The organism is Trinickia fusca (assembly GCF_003628145.1).
Taxonomy (GTDB): Bacteria; Pseudomonadota; Gammaproteobacteria; order Burkholderiales; family Burkholderiaceae; genus Trinickia; species Trinickia fusca.
On the sequence record NZ_RBZV01000001.1, the window covers coordinates 141,752 to 156,720 of the forward strand.

The following is a 14,969-nucleotide window of genomic DNA, read 5'->3' on the forward strand; positions in this document are numbered from 1 at the left end:
CACCGATTGTCGAGCGGTTAAGCGCAATTGACAATTCAAGCTTAAATTGACAGACCGTCAAATGGATTTTGACGTTGCGGCTGATGCGGCCGATGCGGCTGGGAAGCCTGGCACTGGCGCGGGCAGCCTTAGAACGAGGGCGGCGAAGCGTCGAGCGCTTGCGCGCTTGCTGGCGGGGCACTCGGATGCGCTTTGCCGTCATCGGCGAACAGCGGGGCGAGCGACGGGCCGAGCGACTTCAGCAACTGTACGGCCATCGCGCTCGTGAACGCGTAGCGCGCGGCGTACGGTTCGTGGACATAGGCTGTCAGCGTGCCGAAGAAGCGATGGTCGACGACGAACACGAACGTGGCCGTCCGGTTGACCTTGCGCGATTCGATCAGTCGCGCGCCGCGCGCGTAGACATCGAAGCGCTGGTCGCCGGTGCCGGTCTTGCCGTAGACGTCGACGACGCGCCCGTTGCCGAGCGGCAGGCCGGTGGCGAGCCGGGCGCCTGTGCCGCCGAGCACGACGTCGCGCAGCAGTCCGTGCACGACGTCGACGATCTCGGGGCTCACGGCGGCGCGGCCCGGCGTGGCGGCATGCGCGAAGTGCGTTTCATACGGTGTGCCGACGGCGAAGTCGAGCGTGCCGATCGTCTGCGGCGGCAGCATCCTGCCGTCGTTGGCGACGATGCCGATCAACTGCGCGAGCGCATCGGGCCGGTCGCCGGACGCACCGACGGCGGCCGCGAACGACGGCGTGACCCGCTCGAACGGATAGCCGAGCGCGCGCCACGACTTGCCGATTGCGTCATAGGCCTGCAGCTCGACCATCCGGCGAATGCGGCGGTCCTGCGTCAGGTGATGGCGCGTCTTGAAGAGCCACGCATACGACGTGAGCCGCGCGTCCTTGCTGGCCTTGCGCACTTCGTCCTCGCTCGCGTCGGGATGCGTGCGCAGATAGGCGAGCAGCCACAGTTCGATGGGATGCACGCTTGCGATGTAGCCGCGGTCGTTCAGATTGAACTTGTCGATGCCGTACTTCGCGTAGAGCTTGGCTAGGTCTTCGTCGTCGAGGATGGTCGCCGCGGGCGTGCCCTTCAGCGCTGCGCGCATGCGCGCGTTGAACCACGACTGCGGTGCGTCGGGCGCCACGCTGCGCAGTGCCGTCGCGAGCTTCGGCGGCGATTTGCGCATGTCGGCGATGAGCGTATCGAGCGCCTCGTCGGGTCGCTTGCCGTGGTACCTCACGTAGAAGCGATGCAGATAGACGAGGCTTTCCTGATCGGCAAAGCGCAGCAGGTACGAGCGGCGCAGTTGGGGATCGTCGAGCCAGTGTTCCGACGGGCCGGCGGCCTGCACCATCTCGTAGTGAACGATGTCGCGCATGAGCCGCACGAATACGAGATTGACCGAGTGCTGAAACGCGTCGTGCACGGTCAGGATGCGGCCGTTGTCGGACTTGTCGAAGTTCGTGAAGGTCTGTGCGCCGCCGCCCGTATAGAACGCTTCACCCGGGCTCGCCGAGTACTTGCGCGCAACGGCCGCGTCGAGCATCGCAGGAAGTGAGCGATCGGAGGTGTGCTGCAGGTAGTCGAGAGCCCAGCGCGTCAGCCCATCGAGCGGATCGGGTTGCACGCGCTTGAGCTCGGTGTTCGACAGCGACGCATAACGCTCGTGCAGCGTCGTCACGATCTGCAGGTACGTGATGATCGTGCGCAGTTTCGCGGTGGAGCCGAGGTTCAGCCGCGCGCCGCTGTTGACGTCGAACGGCTGGTTCAGACTGTCGGTCTGCACGCGCAGCAGATTTTCGCCGTTGCGGCGCTCGAACAGCGTGAAGCTGTAGGCGATTCTCGCCGGGTTGTCGCCCGGGCGCAGCATCTCGAAGCCGAACAGCCCATCGGCCTTGGCGCCGTCGACGGTCGTCGCGCGCGCGAGTCCTTCGCTGACGGTGCGCTGCACGGCATTGTTCAGCGTCGCGCGCGCGGTCAGATCGAAGCGATCGAGGTCGTAGAAGCTGTCGACGCCGAGCGCGCCTTGTAGCCGAGCGCGCAACAGCGTGAGGGCCTTGCGCGCGACGAACGATTCGACGGGCGCAGGGGGCGCCGCGCGGTGCAACTCGAGCGGGGCGGCGAGCGCCGCATCGCGCAACGGTGGCGAGATCACGCCATTGGCGGCGAGCACGCGCAGATAGCTGTCGGTGAGCCGATCGAGCGCTGCGCGGTTGCGCACGAGGTAGTGTGACGGCGCGCGCTGCGCGATGATCAGCGACAGCACCTGCTTGAACGCGAGCCCTTGCGCGGCGAGTTCGGCCGGCGCAAGCGCGTCGCCCGTCGTGAAGCTCGCCTGGGTGAGCAGCCGGTTGACGTCGTCGAAGTTGCGCCCATACCAGGCGGTCACGCCGTCGCCGAGCCCCTGGATTTCGCCGATGCCGGGCTGCGCGGCGAGCGGCACGGTGTTCAGGTAGTGCATGACGATGATCTTGCGTGCCGGCAGCGTGTTTTCGCCACCTAGATAGGCGCGCACCGAGGCAGACGCGATCTGCCGCAGTTTCTCGGGGGGCGATCCGGTGCGACCGCCCGGCGAATGGCGGAACTTCTCGGTCTGTGTGGCGAGCGTACTGCCGCCCGGCGTCGCTTGACCCCGATGGACGAGTCGCAACGCCTGGTCGGACAGGGCGCGCGAGAATCGGCCCCAGTCGATCGCGGGGTTGCGGGTCGGCTCCTTGATGTCGAGCAGATAGCGATCCTCGATGAACGTGAGCGCGCTCACGATGATCGGCGGAATCGCCTCGAAACTGTCATAGGCGAGCGCGGGGTAGCGCGCGTCGAACAGGAGTTCGCCTTGCGAATCGAACAATTGCAGGCCGGCTTGATCTTTTTCCGCATAGGGCACGAACAGTCCCCGGTCGACGATCGAGGTCATCATCGACGAGTCGCGGGCTTGGCTCGTCACGACGTAGCCGCGCGCGCGCAGACGTTGCTCGATATCGGGCAGCCGCGCGTAGCCGAGGCGCATGTCGTAGGGGCCGCCGTGCGACGGGAAGCGGATGCTGTTGCTTGCGCCGGGCTCGACCATGAACGAGACTTCGCGCCCGATGCCGGCCAGATAGCGCGCCTGTAGGCGCGAAGTCTGCATTTCCAGTGCCAGGAAGTAGGCCAGCAGGCCCAGTGCGCCGGCCACGGCAAGGATCAGGAGCCACTTCAGACGGGTGCCCGGCGACATCGTGGCGATGGCGCGAAACGGCAGGCGGGCAAGCGGGCGGTTCATGGTGACTCCTGAAGTGCCTCGGCGCCGCGCACAGCCCGAAAGGCAGCGTCGGAAGACGTTCCCCATCCGGCCCCGAATATCGCCCCGGGTACGCGGCGCAAAACGGCGCCTCGCGCCGTGCACCGTGTCGTCGGCTTTTCGCCGATGACGTTGGGTACTAGTTTAATCATGCTGGAACGCCTGTACAGCCGGTGTTGCCTGGCGCACGAATGGGCTGTCCGGTCATGCCGCGCGCGTGAAGGCGTAAGCACGACTCGCCTGTCAAGCGAGCAAAACACGAGCCCGAGGCAAGGCGCGAAGGGCCGGCCCGATGGGACCGGTTCGCTTCAAAGGCCTGACTACGAGAGCTGGAAACGATTTTCGTTTGCTCTGATCATTCGTAAGAATTAGGATATCGGCGCGCCGGGGCACGACATCGACGGCTTGGTGTAATTCTGACGTTCATGGAAAATCGCCCGATTATTTTCGGTATTAATTTCTTAATTGCGTTCCGGGCGGTAATTTTAAAGAGCATTGCTTCGAATTCTTGTTTCGCGAAAATGTGCGATCATTGTCGTGTTTAAATCGTGGCGGGCCCCGCTGCCAATAGGGCGGTAGCATTGGCGTTGTCCAGTCAGGCTGGCGCTGAAGTAAAGCGAGGTGGTGGCAATACACGATTGCTGTAATGGGGTAGCATATACCCCTTATTAGAAAACGGCCGGCGGCCCTTGAGCTGATCGGCTGAGTATCGCGACGAGGCGCGAGTCCCGCAGTCTTCAATCGCAGTTCAGTGTTGAAATAAAGAGCCTTTGGTGCGCGCTCCTCTTTCGAGAGCCGCGACCGGCGATAGGCCGGGCGTGGAGAGGGCGTGCGCCGGGATGTCGAGATTACCGCCGCCAAGTGCGGCCGTTCCGGTATCGCGCATGCCGTGCGTGCGGTTGCGCGACGACAAGGAGGCAACAATGAAAAGCTGGGCCGAAGAGCTGTTGCACGAACTGAATCAATCAACCTCCGATTTGGAGATATTTCGCAAAATCGAAGCCGCGGCACAAGGGCTTGGCTTCGAATATTGCGCGTATGGGCTGCGCGCACCTTGGCCGCTGTCCAAGCCGAAGACGCGCTTGGTCAACAATTACCCCGAGGCATGGCAGAAGCGCTATCAGGAAGCGCGTTACATCGAGATCGACCCGACGGTGCAGCACGCACGCCGGTCGCAAACGCCAGTGGTCTGGAGCGACTCGTTGTTCTCGGGAGTGCCCGAGTTCTGGGGCGAGGCGCAGGCGGCGGGGCTGCGCTTCGGCTGGGCGCAATCGGCATTCGATAGCTGCGGCGTGGGCGGCATGCTCACGTTGGCGCGCTCGCGCGAACCGCTCGGCGCGACCGAGCTGGCTGAAAACGAACTGAAGATGCGCTGGCTGGTGAATACCGCGCACCTGTCGCTCAAGCGCGTGCTGATGCCGACGTTGATGGCCGATCCCGAGCGCGGCTTGACCGACCGCGAGGTCGAGGTGCTCAAGTGGGCGGCAGACGGCAAGACCTCTGGCGAGATCTCGAAGATCCTCGTGATCTCGGTCGATACGGTCAACTTCCACGTGAAGAATGCGGTCACCAAGCTCAAGACCACGAACAAGACGGCGGCCGTGGTGCGTGCCGCGATGCTGGGCTTGCTGAACTGAGCGAGTCGGTGGCGCGGCAGGCGCAGCGAAACGCGGCGTGCAATTGCGCCGGCGGCGATCAATTGCCTTCATGGGCATGTGCTGTGTCATTGCAGTATTGCTAAAATGGAAATGGAGGCGGAAATATCGTTTCCAAACTCTATTCAAACGACGGTTGGGAATTAAGGTCGATTTCTCGGCGGCATGGAAGCGGGTGAGATCGGTCGGTATCGGTGAAAGCCTTTTCAGGCGCTGGTTGTGGCGCGAAAAATTAACCGAAAATATCCGGGATCAGTAATCGTGACTGGGTGATGAAAAGAGGGAATTCGCGAAACGATCTGCAATTAACTGCAAAAGGAAATCGTCGTGAGCAGTGATAAAAGGGCGGTGGGCGTCAGGTAGCCGGCAAAGCACCAGGCGATGAGCGCAGCGATCGCCGCGCAGAGCGCGCCGACCGCGCACTTGCCCCGCACGCGGCGCAAGATCTGGCGGCCTGAGGCGGTACGCATCGTCATGCGGCGTGTGCAACCGGTGCTGCGCGGTCAGCAAGCGCAGCGTCGTCGATCGGCAGATGCATGATGCCCGCGACCATGCCGAGTGCGATCGACCCGTACCAGAGCAGATCGTACGAATGTGTGGCATCGAAGACGATCCCGCCCAGCCACACGCCGAAGAAGCCGCCCAGCTGATGGCCGAAGAACACGAAGCCGAACAGCGTCGCGATGTACCGTACGCCGAACACTTGCGAGACGATGCCGTTCGTGAGCGGGACCGTGCCGAGCCAGATGAAGCCCATCGCGAACGAGAACAGGTCGACGCTGAGCGGCGTGAGCGGTAGCGCGAGGAACAGCGCGGTGGCCGCCGCGCGGGCAAAGTAGATGGCCGACAACACATACTTGCGACGCATCAACGTGCCCGCGTGGCCGCATAGATAAGTGCCCGCGACGTTGGCCAGCGCGATGAGCGCGAGGGCCGTGCTGGCGTCGCGTGCGCTCAAGCCCTTGTCGAGCAGGTAGGCCGGCAGGTGGGCGCCGATGAAGGCGAGCTGAAACCCGCATGCGAAAAAGCCGCCGTTGAGCAGCCAAAAGCCGCGGTGCGAGAACGCCTGCGCGAGGGCTGTGCGCAGCGATTCGCGCGCGACGTTGTCCGTGCTTGCGACGGCCGGCTCGCGCAGTACGATGGCGAGCGGCGCGAGTATGGCCATCCCGACGGCAAGGATGGTCAACGTTGCGACCCAGCCGACAGCGGATAGCAGACTCTGAGTGATCGGCACCATGCAGAACTGGCCGAGCCCGCCGACCGCACCGGCGACGCCGAGCGCCCAGCCGCGCTGCTCCGGCGTGACGAGCCGGCTCAATGCGCCATAGACGGTGCCGAACGCTGTCCCTGACAACGCCGTCCCCACGAGCACGCCGGCACCGAGCGTATAGGCGCTGAGCGACGTCGAATGCGCCATCGCGAAGAGGCCCAACGCATAAGCCAGCAGGCCCGCGAAGAGGACCTTGGCCGACCCGAAGCGATCGGCGATCATGCCTGTGAATGGCTGCGCGAGCCCCCACAGCAGATTCTGGAGCGCCAGCGCGAAGCCGAACGCTTCGCGCGTCCAGCCCCGATCGAGTGTGACGGGCGTCAGAAACAGGCCTTGTACGTGACGTGTGCCGAGCGCCGCGCCCATGACCGCACCGCCCGCGATCACGATCCACCACCGATGCAGCGAAGCTTTGCCGATACTGCCCATCGCCCGTTCCCCCGAGTGTCGCCGCGGCCCGATGCCGGCGGCTCACACCCATTGGAGCGCGCGGGAAGGGTCCGTCTCAACCGAAAGTTCGGAATGCATCGCATGCGTCATAGGCATGCGATGCGGGGCCGGCGGGCGGGCGTCCAGCGGCGTTCAGGCCGGTTGGGCGAAGCCGGCGGCGCCAAAGTGCTTGGCTTCGCCGCCGAACGTGATGCGGCCTTGCTCGAGCACGTACACGTGACGCGCGATGCGTAGCGCTTCACGCGTCGTCTTCTCGGCGAATACCACGGCTGTGCCTTCGCTGTTGAGCTCGGCGAGCAGGGCAAATACGTCGTCGACGTCGGGTGCCGCAAGTCCTGAAGACGGCTCGTCGAGCAGCAGCAGACTCGGCCGCGACATCAACGCGCGCGCGATCGCCAGCCGTTGCCGCTCGCCGCTGGAGAGCTTGCCGGCGCTTTGCGTGGCTTGTGCCTTCAGGCTGGGAAACCGCTCGAACAGCCGGGTGACGTCGGCTTCGATGCGGGCGCGATCGGGCTCGCGCCAGACGCCCGCGAGCAGGTTTTCGCGCACCGACAGATTGCTGAACAGCAGTCGATTCTGAGGCACGTACGCGATGCCGCGCGCGAGGATGTCGCTGGGCCGTTTGCGGCGGATTTCCTCGTTGGCGAAGCGGATCGAGCCGCGTTTGGCGCGCACGAGCCCCGCGATCGCCATCAGCAGCGTGGTCTTGCCGGCCCCCGGAGGGCCGAGCACGCAGGCGAGCTCGCCGGGGGCGAGGGCGAGCGATACGTCGTTGAGCACGTCGAGCCTGCCGTGGCCGGCAACGAGCGTTTCGATTTGCAGCAACGGCAGCGGGCTGGTCACGCGTCGTCTCCTTTTTGAAGGCGCACCCGTTCCCGATCGACGGCATTGCGCGCAATGCCGTCGATTTCACTAGCCGCATCCGGTCGCGACAACTACCAGAACTGACAGGGTGCCGCTCGAGAAGCGCGTCCGTCTCGCCGAAAGACGTTACGTCGCGTCAGCGCACGCCTTGCGTTGGCGCGTGCCTCACCTCACCTCGCCTCACGACAGCGCAACCGCAACCGCTTCGCGCACCGTATGCACGCTGTCGTTGGCCGGCTCGTGCGTGCGCGCTTCGCCGATGATCCAGTCGGCAACATCGGCGACGTCCTGGCGTGCCGCGTCGTCGGCGCGATAGAGCCAATAGGCGTAACCGCTCGTGCGGGCGGGGCCGTCGCCCAGTGCGATGAGGCGGCCGTCGGCCACGAGCGGCTCGACGAGCGCGGCACGGCCGAGTGCGATGCCCTGGCCCGAGAGCGCCGCCTGCACGACCTGGTCATACTGGTTGAAGCGCAGGATGCTGCGCGGACGCACATCGGCCAGACCCATCGCGCCGAGGTGGTCGGCCCAGCGCAGCAGCGGACGGCGCGGCCCTTCGAACTCGAGCAGCACCTGCTGCGAGAGCGAGTGGGGGTCCAGACGTGCCAGCCCCAGCGACGGATGCGCGACCGGAATGATCGATTCGTCGAACAGGCGCGTGGCGCCGGAGGGCGCCGTTTCGGCGGAGGCATAGCGAATGCCGAGGTCGATGCCCTCGGCGCGCAGATCGAGCGGCTTGTCGTTCGCGGCGACACGCACATCGAGCGACGGATGACGTTGCTGCAGATTGCCGAGTCGCGGCAGCAGCCATAATGCCGTCACGCCGATGCTGGCCGTGATCGTCACGGGCTGGCGCTCGGCGGGGCGCAGCGAATCGAACGCGTCCTGCAGCTGCCGCACGACGCTGTCGGCCGTGCGATAGAGGCGCTCGCCGGCCGGCGTGAACGAGATCGACCGGTAGCCGCGATGAAACAGCGACAGGCCGAGTGCATCTTCGAGCGAGTGGATTTGTCGGCTCACGGCCGATTGCGTCAGACATAGGTCTTCGGCTGCGAGTGTGACGCTCATGCGCCGGCCGACGGCGACGAAGCCGCGGATCAGGTCGAGCGAAGCGAGCCGAACGAGGGGCGTAGCCATGCGTCTACCTCATGTGAAAGTTGCAAAGAGATTGGTTGAGGCCCATGCGCGCGTCAAGGTCAAATGACGCCCAACGGTGCGCGTGTGCCGCGTCAAGAGGAGCGTGCGCCGCTTTCACGCAGGCCCCCAGCGGGAGAGAGGATGATTGAAACGCAAGCGAATGAACTCGCGCCGCAGCCGCTCGCGCTGACGGCCGCGGACGGCTGCCCGCTCGGCGGCTTCGTCTGGCGCTCGCGCGCCGGCTACGAGAGCAAACAGGCACACGGGCGCGCGCGGCCCGTGGTCATCGTCAACGCGGCCACATCGGTGCGTTGCCGCTACTACTTCCGCTTCGCCGCGTTCCTGCATGCGCGCGGGTGCGACGTGATCGTGTACGACTATCGCGGCATCGGCGAGAGCCGGCCTGCGAAGCTCGCCGGTTTCGGGGCAACCTGGCTCGATTGGGGCCGGCTCGATTTCGAGGCGGTGCTGCGCTATGCGCAAAGCGCGTTCGCCGGCCAACCGATCGATGTGGTCGCGCATAGCATCGGCGGGTTCGTCATCGGCCTCGCGCCGTCGAATCATGCGATCCGGCGCATCTTCACGATGGGCGCCCAGTACGCGTACTGGCGCGACTACGCGCCGCGCGCGAAGCCCGGCATGCTCGTCAAATGGCATCTTGCGATGCCGCTGCTCGCCGCGCTGTTCGGCTACCTTCCCGCGCAGCGGCTCGGCTGGATGGAGGACACGCCCAAGGGCGTCACGCAGTCGTGGAGCCGCAGCCGGGCACGCTTCGAAGACACCTACCGGCATGGGGCGCTCGCCCGCAGCGAACCCGAACGCGCCGCGCTCGTGAGCCAGTTCGCGCAAGCGCGCGCGCCGATCCTCGCCTTCAGCACGACCGACGATCCGTTCGGCACGGTGGCTGCGATCGAGCGGCTGCTCGGCTACTTCAGCGGCAGCGCGACGCGCGCGCATTGGCGCGTCGAGCCGGCGCAAGCCGGCGTGAAGGAGATCGGACATTTTTCGTTCTTTCATCGTCGTTTCGAAGCCACCCTTTGGCAGATCGCGCTGCGCTGGATTCGCACCGGCACGCTCGCGAGCGATGCGCCGGGTCGCCTTGTCTCCGAGCGCGGGCCTGCGCTGCATCACGGGAGCGGCGTAAGCGAAGCTTGAGCCGTGCTCTGCGCTCGGCGTCAAAGCGAACGGGCCGCATCGGAGCACGCTTCGACAGGGCTCGCTGTGAGCTTCAGCTGCATTCCTTCTCGTCAACGCATCGACGTAGCAGGCCCGATCTGTTCGCTTGCGAAGCCGTGTCTGCGTCCCGCATGCGAACAGACCTCAAGTCGCCGGATTTAAGCGATTCCTATGCGAATCGGGAACTGCCACATTTGGTAGGAGCATGCGAAGCCGAGATACGTGCACCATACGTACCGCATGCCGCGGGCATACGCGGCGCATCAATTTCATTCGAGGATTTCCTCTAGTAGGCCGCGCCGCCCCTTGCCCGACATGGTTTTGCATAACGATCGTTCTCCGTTCGAAACAATCGCGCTCGATGTGCCGCATGCTCAAGCGGCCGGCGTCGAGTTGTTGCGCGTCTCGATCGACATGCATGCATCGCTCGATGCGCGCGCATACGCTGTGCTGGCCGACGACGAACAGGCGCGCGCTGCGCGCTTCTTGCGCCGCGAAGATGCGTTGCGGCATGCCGCCGGCAGGGCCGCGTTGCGCGAAGCGTTGGCGGCGCGGCTCGCCGTGCCCGCTCACGCACTGCGCTTCGTCAGCGATACGACGGGGCGCCCGAGATTGGCCGCGCCTTGGGACGAGCAATACGACTTCAATCTTTCGCACGCGGGCGAGTACGCGTTGATTGCGCTGTCGCGCAGACGCCGGGTCGGCGTCGACATCGAGGCATGGCGCGACGGTTTCGATTGGCGTTCGGTTGCCGATAGCACGTTCGGGCCGCGCGATCGGGCGTACGTCGATGCGCGTTCGCCTGAAGCGCACCGTGAGGCGTTCTATGCGGTGTGGACCGCCAAGGAGGCGCTACTCAAAGCGCTCGGTGCGGGGATGGCGGTCGAGGGCGGCATGACCGGCTTTTCGGTGCTCGGAGCGAACGTCGACGTGCCCGACGTTCATCTGACGCCGGTGCCGGCACGGGTTGGCGTCTCGGGCGTCGATGCGTACGAGGCGCGGTGGTGCGTGGCGCCGGCAGGCTATAGCGCGTGCGTGGCGTGGTCGCGAGAGGCGCTGCGCTGACGGGGCCGACGGCGCGCGCCGCCTGTCGCCTGCGTAGCCGCAGCGTCTACTGGGTGGCGAGCGTCGAACGACACTCAAACTGCCCGATCGAAATGGGGCCGTGCAGGTGCCGCTACGGCGCTGTCGGACGGGGGGCTGCCATCCGGTCCCGCCCCGTCACATGCGATGCGATTGCGGCCATTTGCCTTGGCTGCGTAAAGCGCCACATCGGCTGCATCGACGAGTGCGCGCAGCTCGACGAATGCACGCAGTGTCGTGCTGGCGACGCCGACGCTGACCGTCAGCACGCCATGCACGCTGGCCGCGTTGCGCACACCGAGCGCCTCGACGCGCGCGCGAATGCTTTCGGCCACACACATGGCGCCGGTGGCCTCGGTGGCCGGCAGTAGCACGACGAACTCTTCGCCGCCGTAGCGGACCGCGTGATCGGTCGGGCGGCGCAGTCCCTCCTTGATGCAGTGCGCGACTGCGAGCAGCGCGTCGTCGCCGGCCGCGTGACCGTACAGGTCGTTGAATCCCTTGAAATGATCGACGTCGATGAGCAGCGCGGCGAGCGGCAGCCGGCCACCTGCGCAAGCGCGCCACTCGGCATCGCCGAGCTCGTCGAATGCGCGGCGATTGCCGAGGCGCGTGAGCCCGTCCGTGCGCGCGAGCACGTTCAGTTCCGCTTCGGCGTCGAGGCGGCGCCGCAATTGGCCGGCGAACAGCAGCGACATCGCGACGATGGCGATGTCGAGCACGCCGACGATCGATCCGAGCACCCAGGCGCGATGGCGCCACTCGGCGTAGATGTCGTCGGTCGACACCGCGACGTCGACGATCAGCGGAAAGTCGCCGATGCGGCGATACGCGTACCAGCGCCAGACGCCATCGATGGTTGCCTGGCCATAGAACGTACCGCTCGGGGCGCGCTCGAAGCGCTCGGCGTCGATGACCGGTTGACCGATGCGCTGCTCGTCGTAAGGCCGGCGCATGAGCAGCGTGCCGTCGGCGCGCATCAGCGCGATCGAGCCTTTCGGGCCGAGATTCATGCCCGCGAACAGCTTGCGGAAGTAATTGAGCCGCAGCGTGCCGACGACGACGCCGGCGAAGCTGCCGTCGGGGCGCGAGAGCCGGCGGCTCATCGCGATGCTGATCGACCCGCCCGAACGACGCGGCATGAACGGGCCGCTGACGTACAGGCCGGCGTCGGACTGGCGCTGCACCTTGAAGTAGTCGCGATCGGCCACGCTCACATGCTTGGGCGCGAGAGAGCGCGAATCGTAGACGACGTTGCCCTCGGCATCGATCACGAGGATCGCGCCGACGTCCTCGGCGCTGGCCGAGCGGTCGAACAACACCATCTGGCGCACCTCGGGGCGTAACTGCGCGATATCGGGAAGACGCATGCCTTCGATGACCGCTTGCAGCGAAAGGTCGTACAGCGTGAGGTTGCGGGCCGTGTCGCGCTCGATCAGCAGCGCGAGGTTGCGCGCGCCGTCCTGGGCACGTCGGGCCGCGTCGTTGCGCATTTGCCAAAGCACCAGCACGCACAGCGCGAGAAACACGACAGCCAGCGCCGCGCTCAACGCGATGATGAGGTTGGGGCGCCGGGTCAGCATGATGCGGTGGGCGGGCTGGGCGTGCGCGAATGCGCAAAGGCGGAGAAGAGCGGACAGCGCATGGGCAAGTTCGTGCGTGCGAATGCCGGCTAGAGGACGGCGGGCCTGCGAGCGGTTGCGCGCGAACTCGCAGATCGGATCGTCGACAAGTATAGCGGGCGCCGACGATTCGCCTGACGAAATCCAGCGAGGGTGGGGAGAGGGAAGGCGGGTCAAACCGGTGCGATCGAGCGCGGCGGCCCGGCACCGCGCGCGTCAGCGTTTGCCGTTCTCGGGCGTCTCGGCTGGCTGCGGCTCGGCACGGACCGCGTCCGCGAAACGGGCGAGCGCGGCGAGCGAGCCGCTCACGCTGAAGTACTCCTCGCGGCCGATCCGCGCATCGAGCAAGACAGCCATACCGGATTCTCTGGCCAATTCGATGAGGTTCATTTGTCGTTGTCCTTGTCGTCTTTTCTTCGTGGCTGAAAGGGCGGGTGCCCGGAGGTCACCTGGAATGAAGCATGGTCCATACCTGGCGCCGTACGCGCGCCGTGCGAGCGCGGCCAGCCAAGTGCCGGCACGGGGCGCGGGGCTCGGCTCGGTGCACCGGCACGTCGCGTCAGGCACGAGCGGCATGCACCGCCGAGGTGCCGTCGCCCGATTGCGTGGCACGGGAAGGGTCATGGCGTGTATAGACAAGTTTTCCGGCTTGGCATGTGACGGATTTTCATGGGCAGGCTGGGGGCAGGGTGCTGACGATGGCGCTCTCTGTCGTGGATTCATTGCGGTGCAAGCACTTGAGCCCATTGGTGTGACGCGTGGTGACTAATGGAAATCCCTGACGTCAATTTTGCAAAAACGAGTTGTATATACAAGCTGGCAAGACTAGACTGGCTTACACACTGACTGACTGTCTGACGCAAACCAGCAAACCAGGACGCCCTCATCATGATTCTCACGCCAGGCCATCTGACTCTCCCGCAATTGCGCCGCATCGCCCGCGAGCGCGTGACGCTCAAACTCGATCCGGCCAGCTATGCCGCCATCGACGCAAGCGCCAAGACCGTCGCCGACATCGCCGCGAAGGGCGATCCCGCTTACGGCATCAACACGGGTTTCGGGCGACTGGCCAGCACGCACATTCCGCATGATCAACTGGAGCTGCTGCAGCGCAATCTCGTGCTGTCGCATGCGGTGGGCGTCGGCGAGCCGATGGCGGCGCCGGTCGTGCGGCTCTTGATCGCGCTGAAACTCTCGAGCCTCGGCCGCGGCCATTCGGGTATTCGTCGCGAGGTCATGGAAGCGCTCGTCGCGCTGTTCAACGCCGATGTGCTGCCCGTGATTCCCGTCAAAGGTTCGGTCGGCGCGTCGGGCGATCTCTCGCCGCTCGCGCATATGTCGGCCACGCTGCTCGGTATCGGCGAAGTGCATGCGCGCGGCGAGCGCATGAGCGCGGCCGAGGGCCTCAAGCTCGCGGGCCTGGCACCGCTCACACTACAAGCGAAGGAGGGGCTGGCGCTGCTGAACGGCACGCAGGCCTCGGCGGCGCTGGCGCTGTACAACCTGTTTGCCATCGAAGACCTGTTCCGCACGGGTCTCGTGGCGGGCGCACTGTCGGTCGATGCGGCCGCGGGCTCGGTCAAGCCGTTCGACGCGCGCATTCACGAACTGCGCGGCCATCGCGGTCAGGTCGATGCGGCGGCGGCTTATCGCACGCTGCTCGAAGGCTCGGGCATCAACCTGTCGCATCGCGACTGCGGCAAGGTGCAGGATCCGTACAGCCTGCGCTGCCAGCCGCAGGTCATGGGCGCCTGTCTCGACCAGATGCGCCACGCGGCTGAAGTGCTGCTGATCGAAGCAAACGCCGTGTCCGACAACCCGCTGATCTTCCCCGACACGGGCGAAGTGCTGTCGGGCGGCAACTTCCACGCCGAGCCCGTCGCGTTCGCGGCCGACAACCTCGCGCTTGCCGCGGCCGAAATCGGCGCGCTGGCGGAGCGCCGCATCGCGCTGCTCATCGATGCGACGCTCTCGGGCCTGCCGCCGTTCCTCGTCAAGGACGGGGGGGTGAACTCGGGCTTCATGATCGCGCACGTGACGGCGGCGGCGCTCGCGTCGGAGAACAAGACGCTCGCCCATCCGGCCTCCGTCGATTCGCTGCCGACTTCGGCAAACCAGGAAGACCACGTGTCGATGGCGACGTTCGCGGCGCGCAAGCTGGCCGACATCGCCGAGAACACCGCGAACATCCTCGCGATCGAACTGCTGGCGGCTGCGCAAGGCGTCGACCTGCGCGCGCCGCATCGCACGAGCGAGCGGCTGCAGGCCGTGATGGGCGTCGTGCGCGCAGTCGTGCCGCACTACGATCTGGACCGCTATTTCGCGCCCGACATCGCGGCCATCGCGCGGCTCGTGCAGGACGGCACCATCGCGCAATCGAGCCCGTTCTCGTTCGCGTCCGAAGCCCCCGTTGTGCAGTGATGCACGCAACGAAGGACACTTGCCG

At 65.9% G+C, this 14,969-nt stretch carries 11 protein-coding genes; 4 read left to right on the plus strand and 7 right to left on the minus strand.

Annotation, left to right across the window (positions count from 1 at the left end):
* Positions 1–128: 128 nt before the first annotated feature.
* Entirely contained in the window at positions 129–3,251 is a 3,123-nt protein-coding gene (locus tag D7S89_RS00690) for a transglycosylase domain-containing protein (protein ID WP_121274820.1), read from the minus strand.
* A 941-nt stretch (positions 3,252–4,192) separates the two neighbouring features.
* Between D7S89_RS00690 and D7S89_RS00695 the strand changes: the two genes are divergently transcribed.
* Positions 4,193–4,906, plus strand: coding sequence for an autoinducer binding domain-containing protein (locus D7S89_RS00695; protein WP_121275932.1), 714 nt, complete (start codon positions 4,193–4,195; stop codon positions 4,904–4,906).
* A 323-nt stretch (positions 4,907–5,229) separates the two neighbouring features.
* On the opposite strand, the gene D7S89_RS27320 is transcribed toward D7S89_RS00695, so the two are convergent.
* From D7S89_RS27320 to D7S89_RS00710, 4 genes are all read right to left on the minus strand, one after another.
* Positions 5,230–5,400, minus strand: a complete 171-nt coding sequence (locus tag D7S89_RS27320) for a hypothetical protein (RefSeq protein WP_183085098.1) — start codon at positions 5,398–5,400, stop codon at positions 5,230–5,232.
* Positions 5,397–6,623 (minus strand): MFS transporter, encoded by a 1,227-nt coding sequence (locus D7S89_RS00700; RefSeq protein WP_245982570.1) that lies wholly within the window; start codon positions 6,621–6,623, stop codon positions 5,397–5,399. The genes D7S89_RS27320 and D7S89_RS00700 overlap by 4 nt, the downstream gene beginning before the upstream one ends.
* A 153-nt stretch (positions 6,624–6,776) precedes the next feature.
* The gene (locus D7S89_RS00705; RefSeq protein WP_121274821.1) at positions 6,777–7,487 is read right to left on the minus strand and encodes an ABC transporter ATP-binding protein; all 711 of its coding nucleotides are present in this window, start codon (positions 7,485–7,487) and stop codon (positions 6,777–6,779) included.
* A 201-nt stretch (positions 7,488–7,688) separates the two neighbouring features.
* A complete protein-coding gene (locus tag D7S89_RS00710; protein ID WP_121274822.1) occupies positions 7,689–8,642 on the minus strand; it encodes a LysR substrate-binding domain-containing protein in 954 nt (317 codons plus the stop codon).
* A 141-nt stretch (positions 8,643–8,783) separates the two neighbouring features.
* Here D7S89_RS00710 and D7S89_RS00715 point away from each other — a divergent pair, with 141 nt between their 5' ends.
* A complete protein-coding gene (locus D7S89_RS00715; RefSeq protein ID WP_121274823.1) occupies positions 8,784–9,797 on the plus strand; it encodes an alpha/beta hydrolase family protein in 1,014 nt (337 codons plus the stop codon).
* A 342-nt stretch (positions 9,798–10,139) separates the two neighbouring features.
* Positions 10,140–10,883 carry a 4'-phosphopantetheinyl transferase family protein gene (locus D7S89_RS00720; protein ID WP_245982571.1) on the plus strand — a complete coding sequence of 248 codons (744 nt, stop codon included), beginning with the start codon at positions 10,140–10,142 and terminating at the stop codon, positions 10,881–10,883.
* A 74-nt stretch (positions 10,884–10,957) separates the two neighbouring features.
* Here the strand turns inward: D7S89_RS00720 and D7S89_RS00725 are convergent, their stop codons facing one another.
* Together D7S89_RS00725 and D7S89_RS27325 are read right to left on the minus strand one after the other, a co-directional pair.
* The gene (locus tag D7S89_RS00725) at positions 10,958–12,484 is read right to left on the minus strand and encodes a GGDEF domain-containing protein (RefSeq protein WP_121274824.1); all 1,527 of its coding nucleotides are present in this window, start codon (positions 12,482–12,484) and stop codon (positions 10,958–10,960) included.
* 255 nt (positions 12,485–12,739) lie between these two features.
* Complete coding sequence (locus tag D7S89_RS27325; protein WP_183085053.1) at positions 12,740–12,913, minus strand: hypothetical protein; 174 nt, start codon at positions 12,911–12,913, stop codon at positions 12,740–12,742.
* Between the two features lie 498 nt (positions 12,914–13,411).
* On the opposite strand from D7S89_RS27325, the gene hutH reads away from it, so the two are divergent.
* Positions 13,412–14,944, plus strand: coding sequence for a histidine ammonia-lyase (gene hutH / locus D7S89_RS00730; protein WP_121274825.1), 1,533 nt, complete (start codon positions 13,412–13,414; stop codon positions 14,942–14,944).
* Positions 14,945–14,969: the final 25 nt, after the last annotated feature.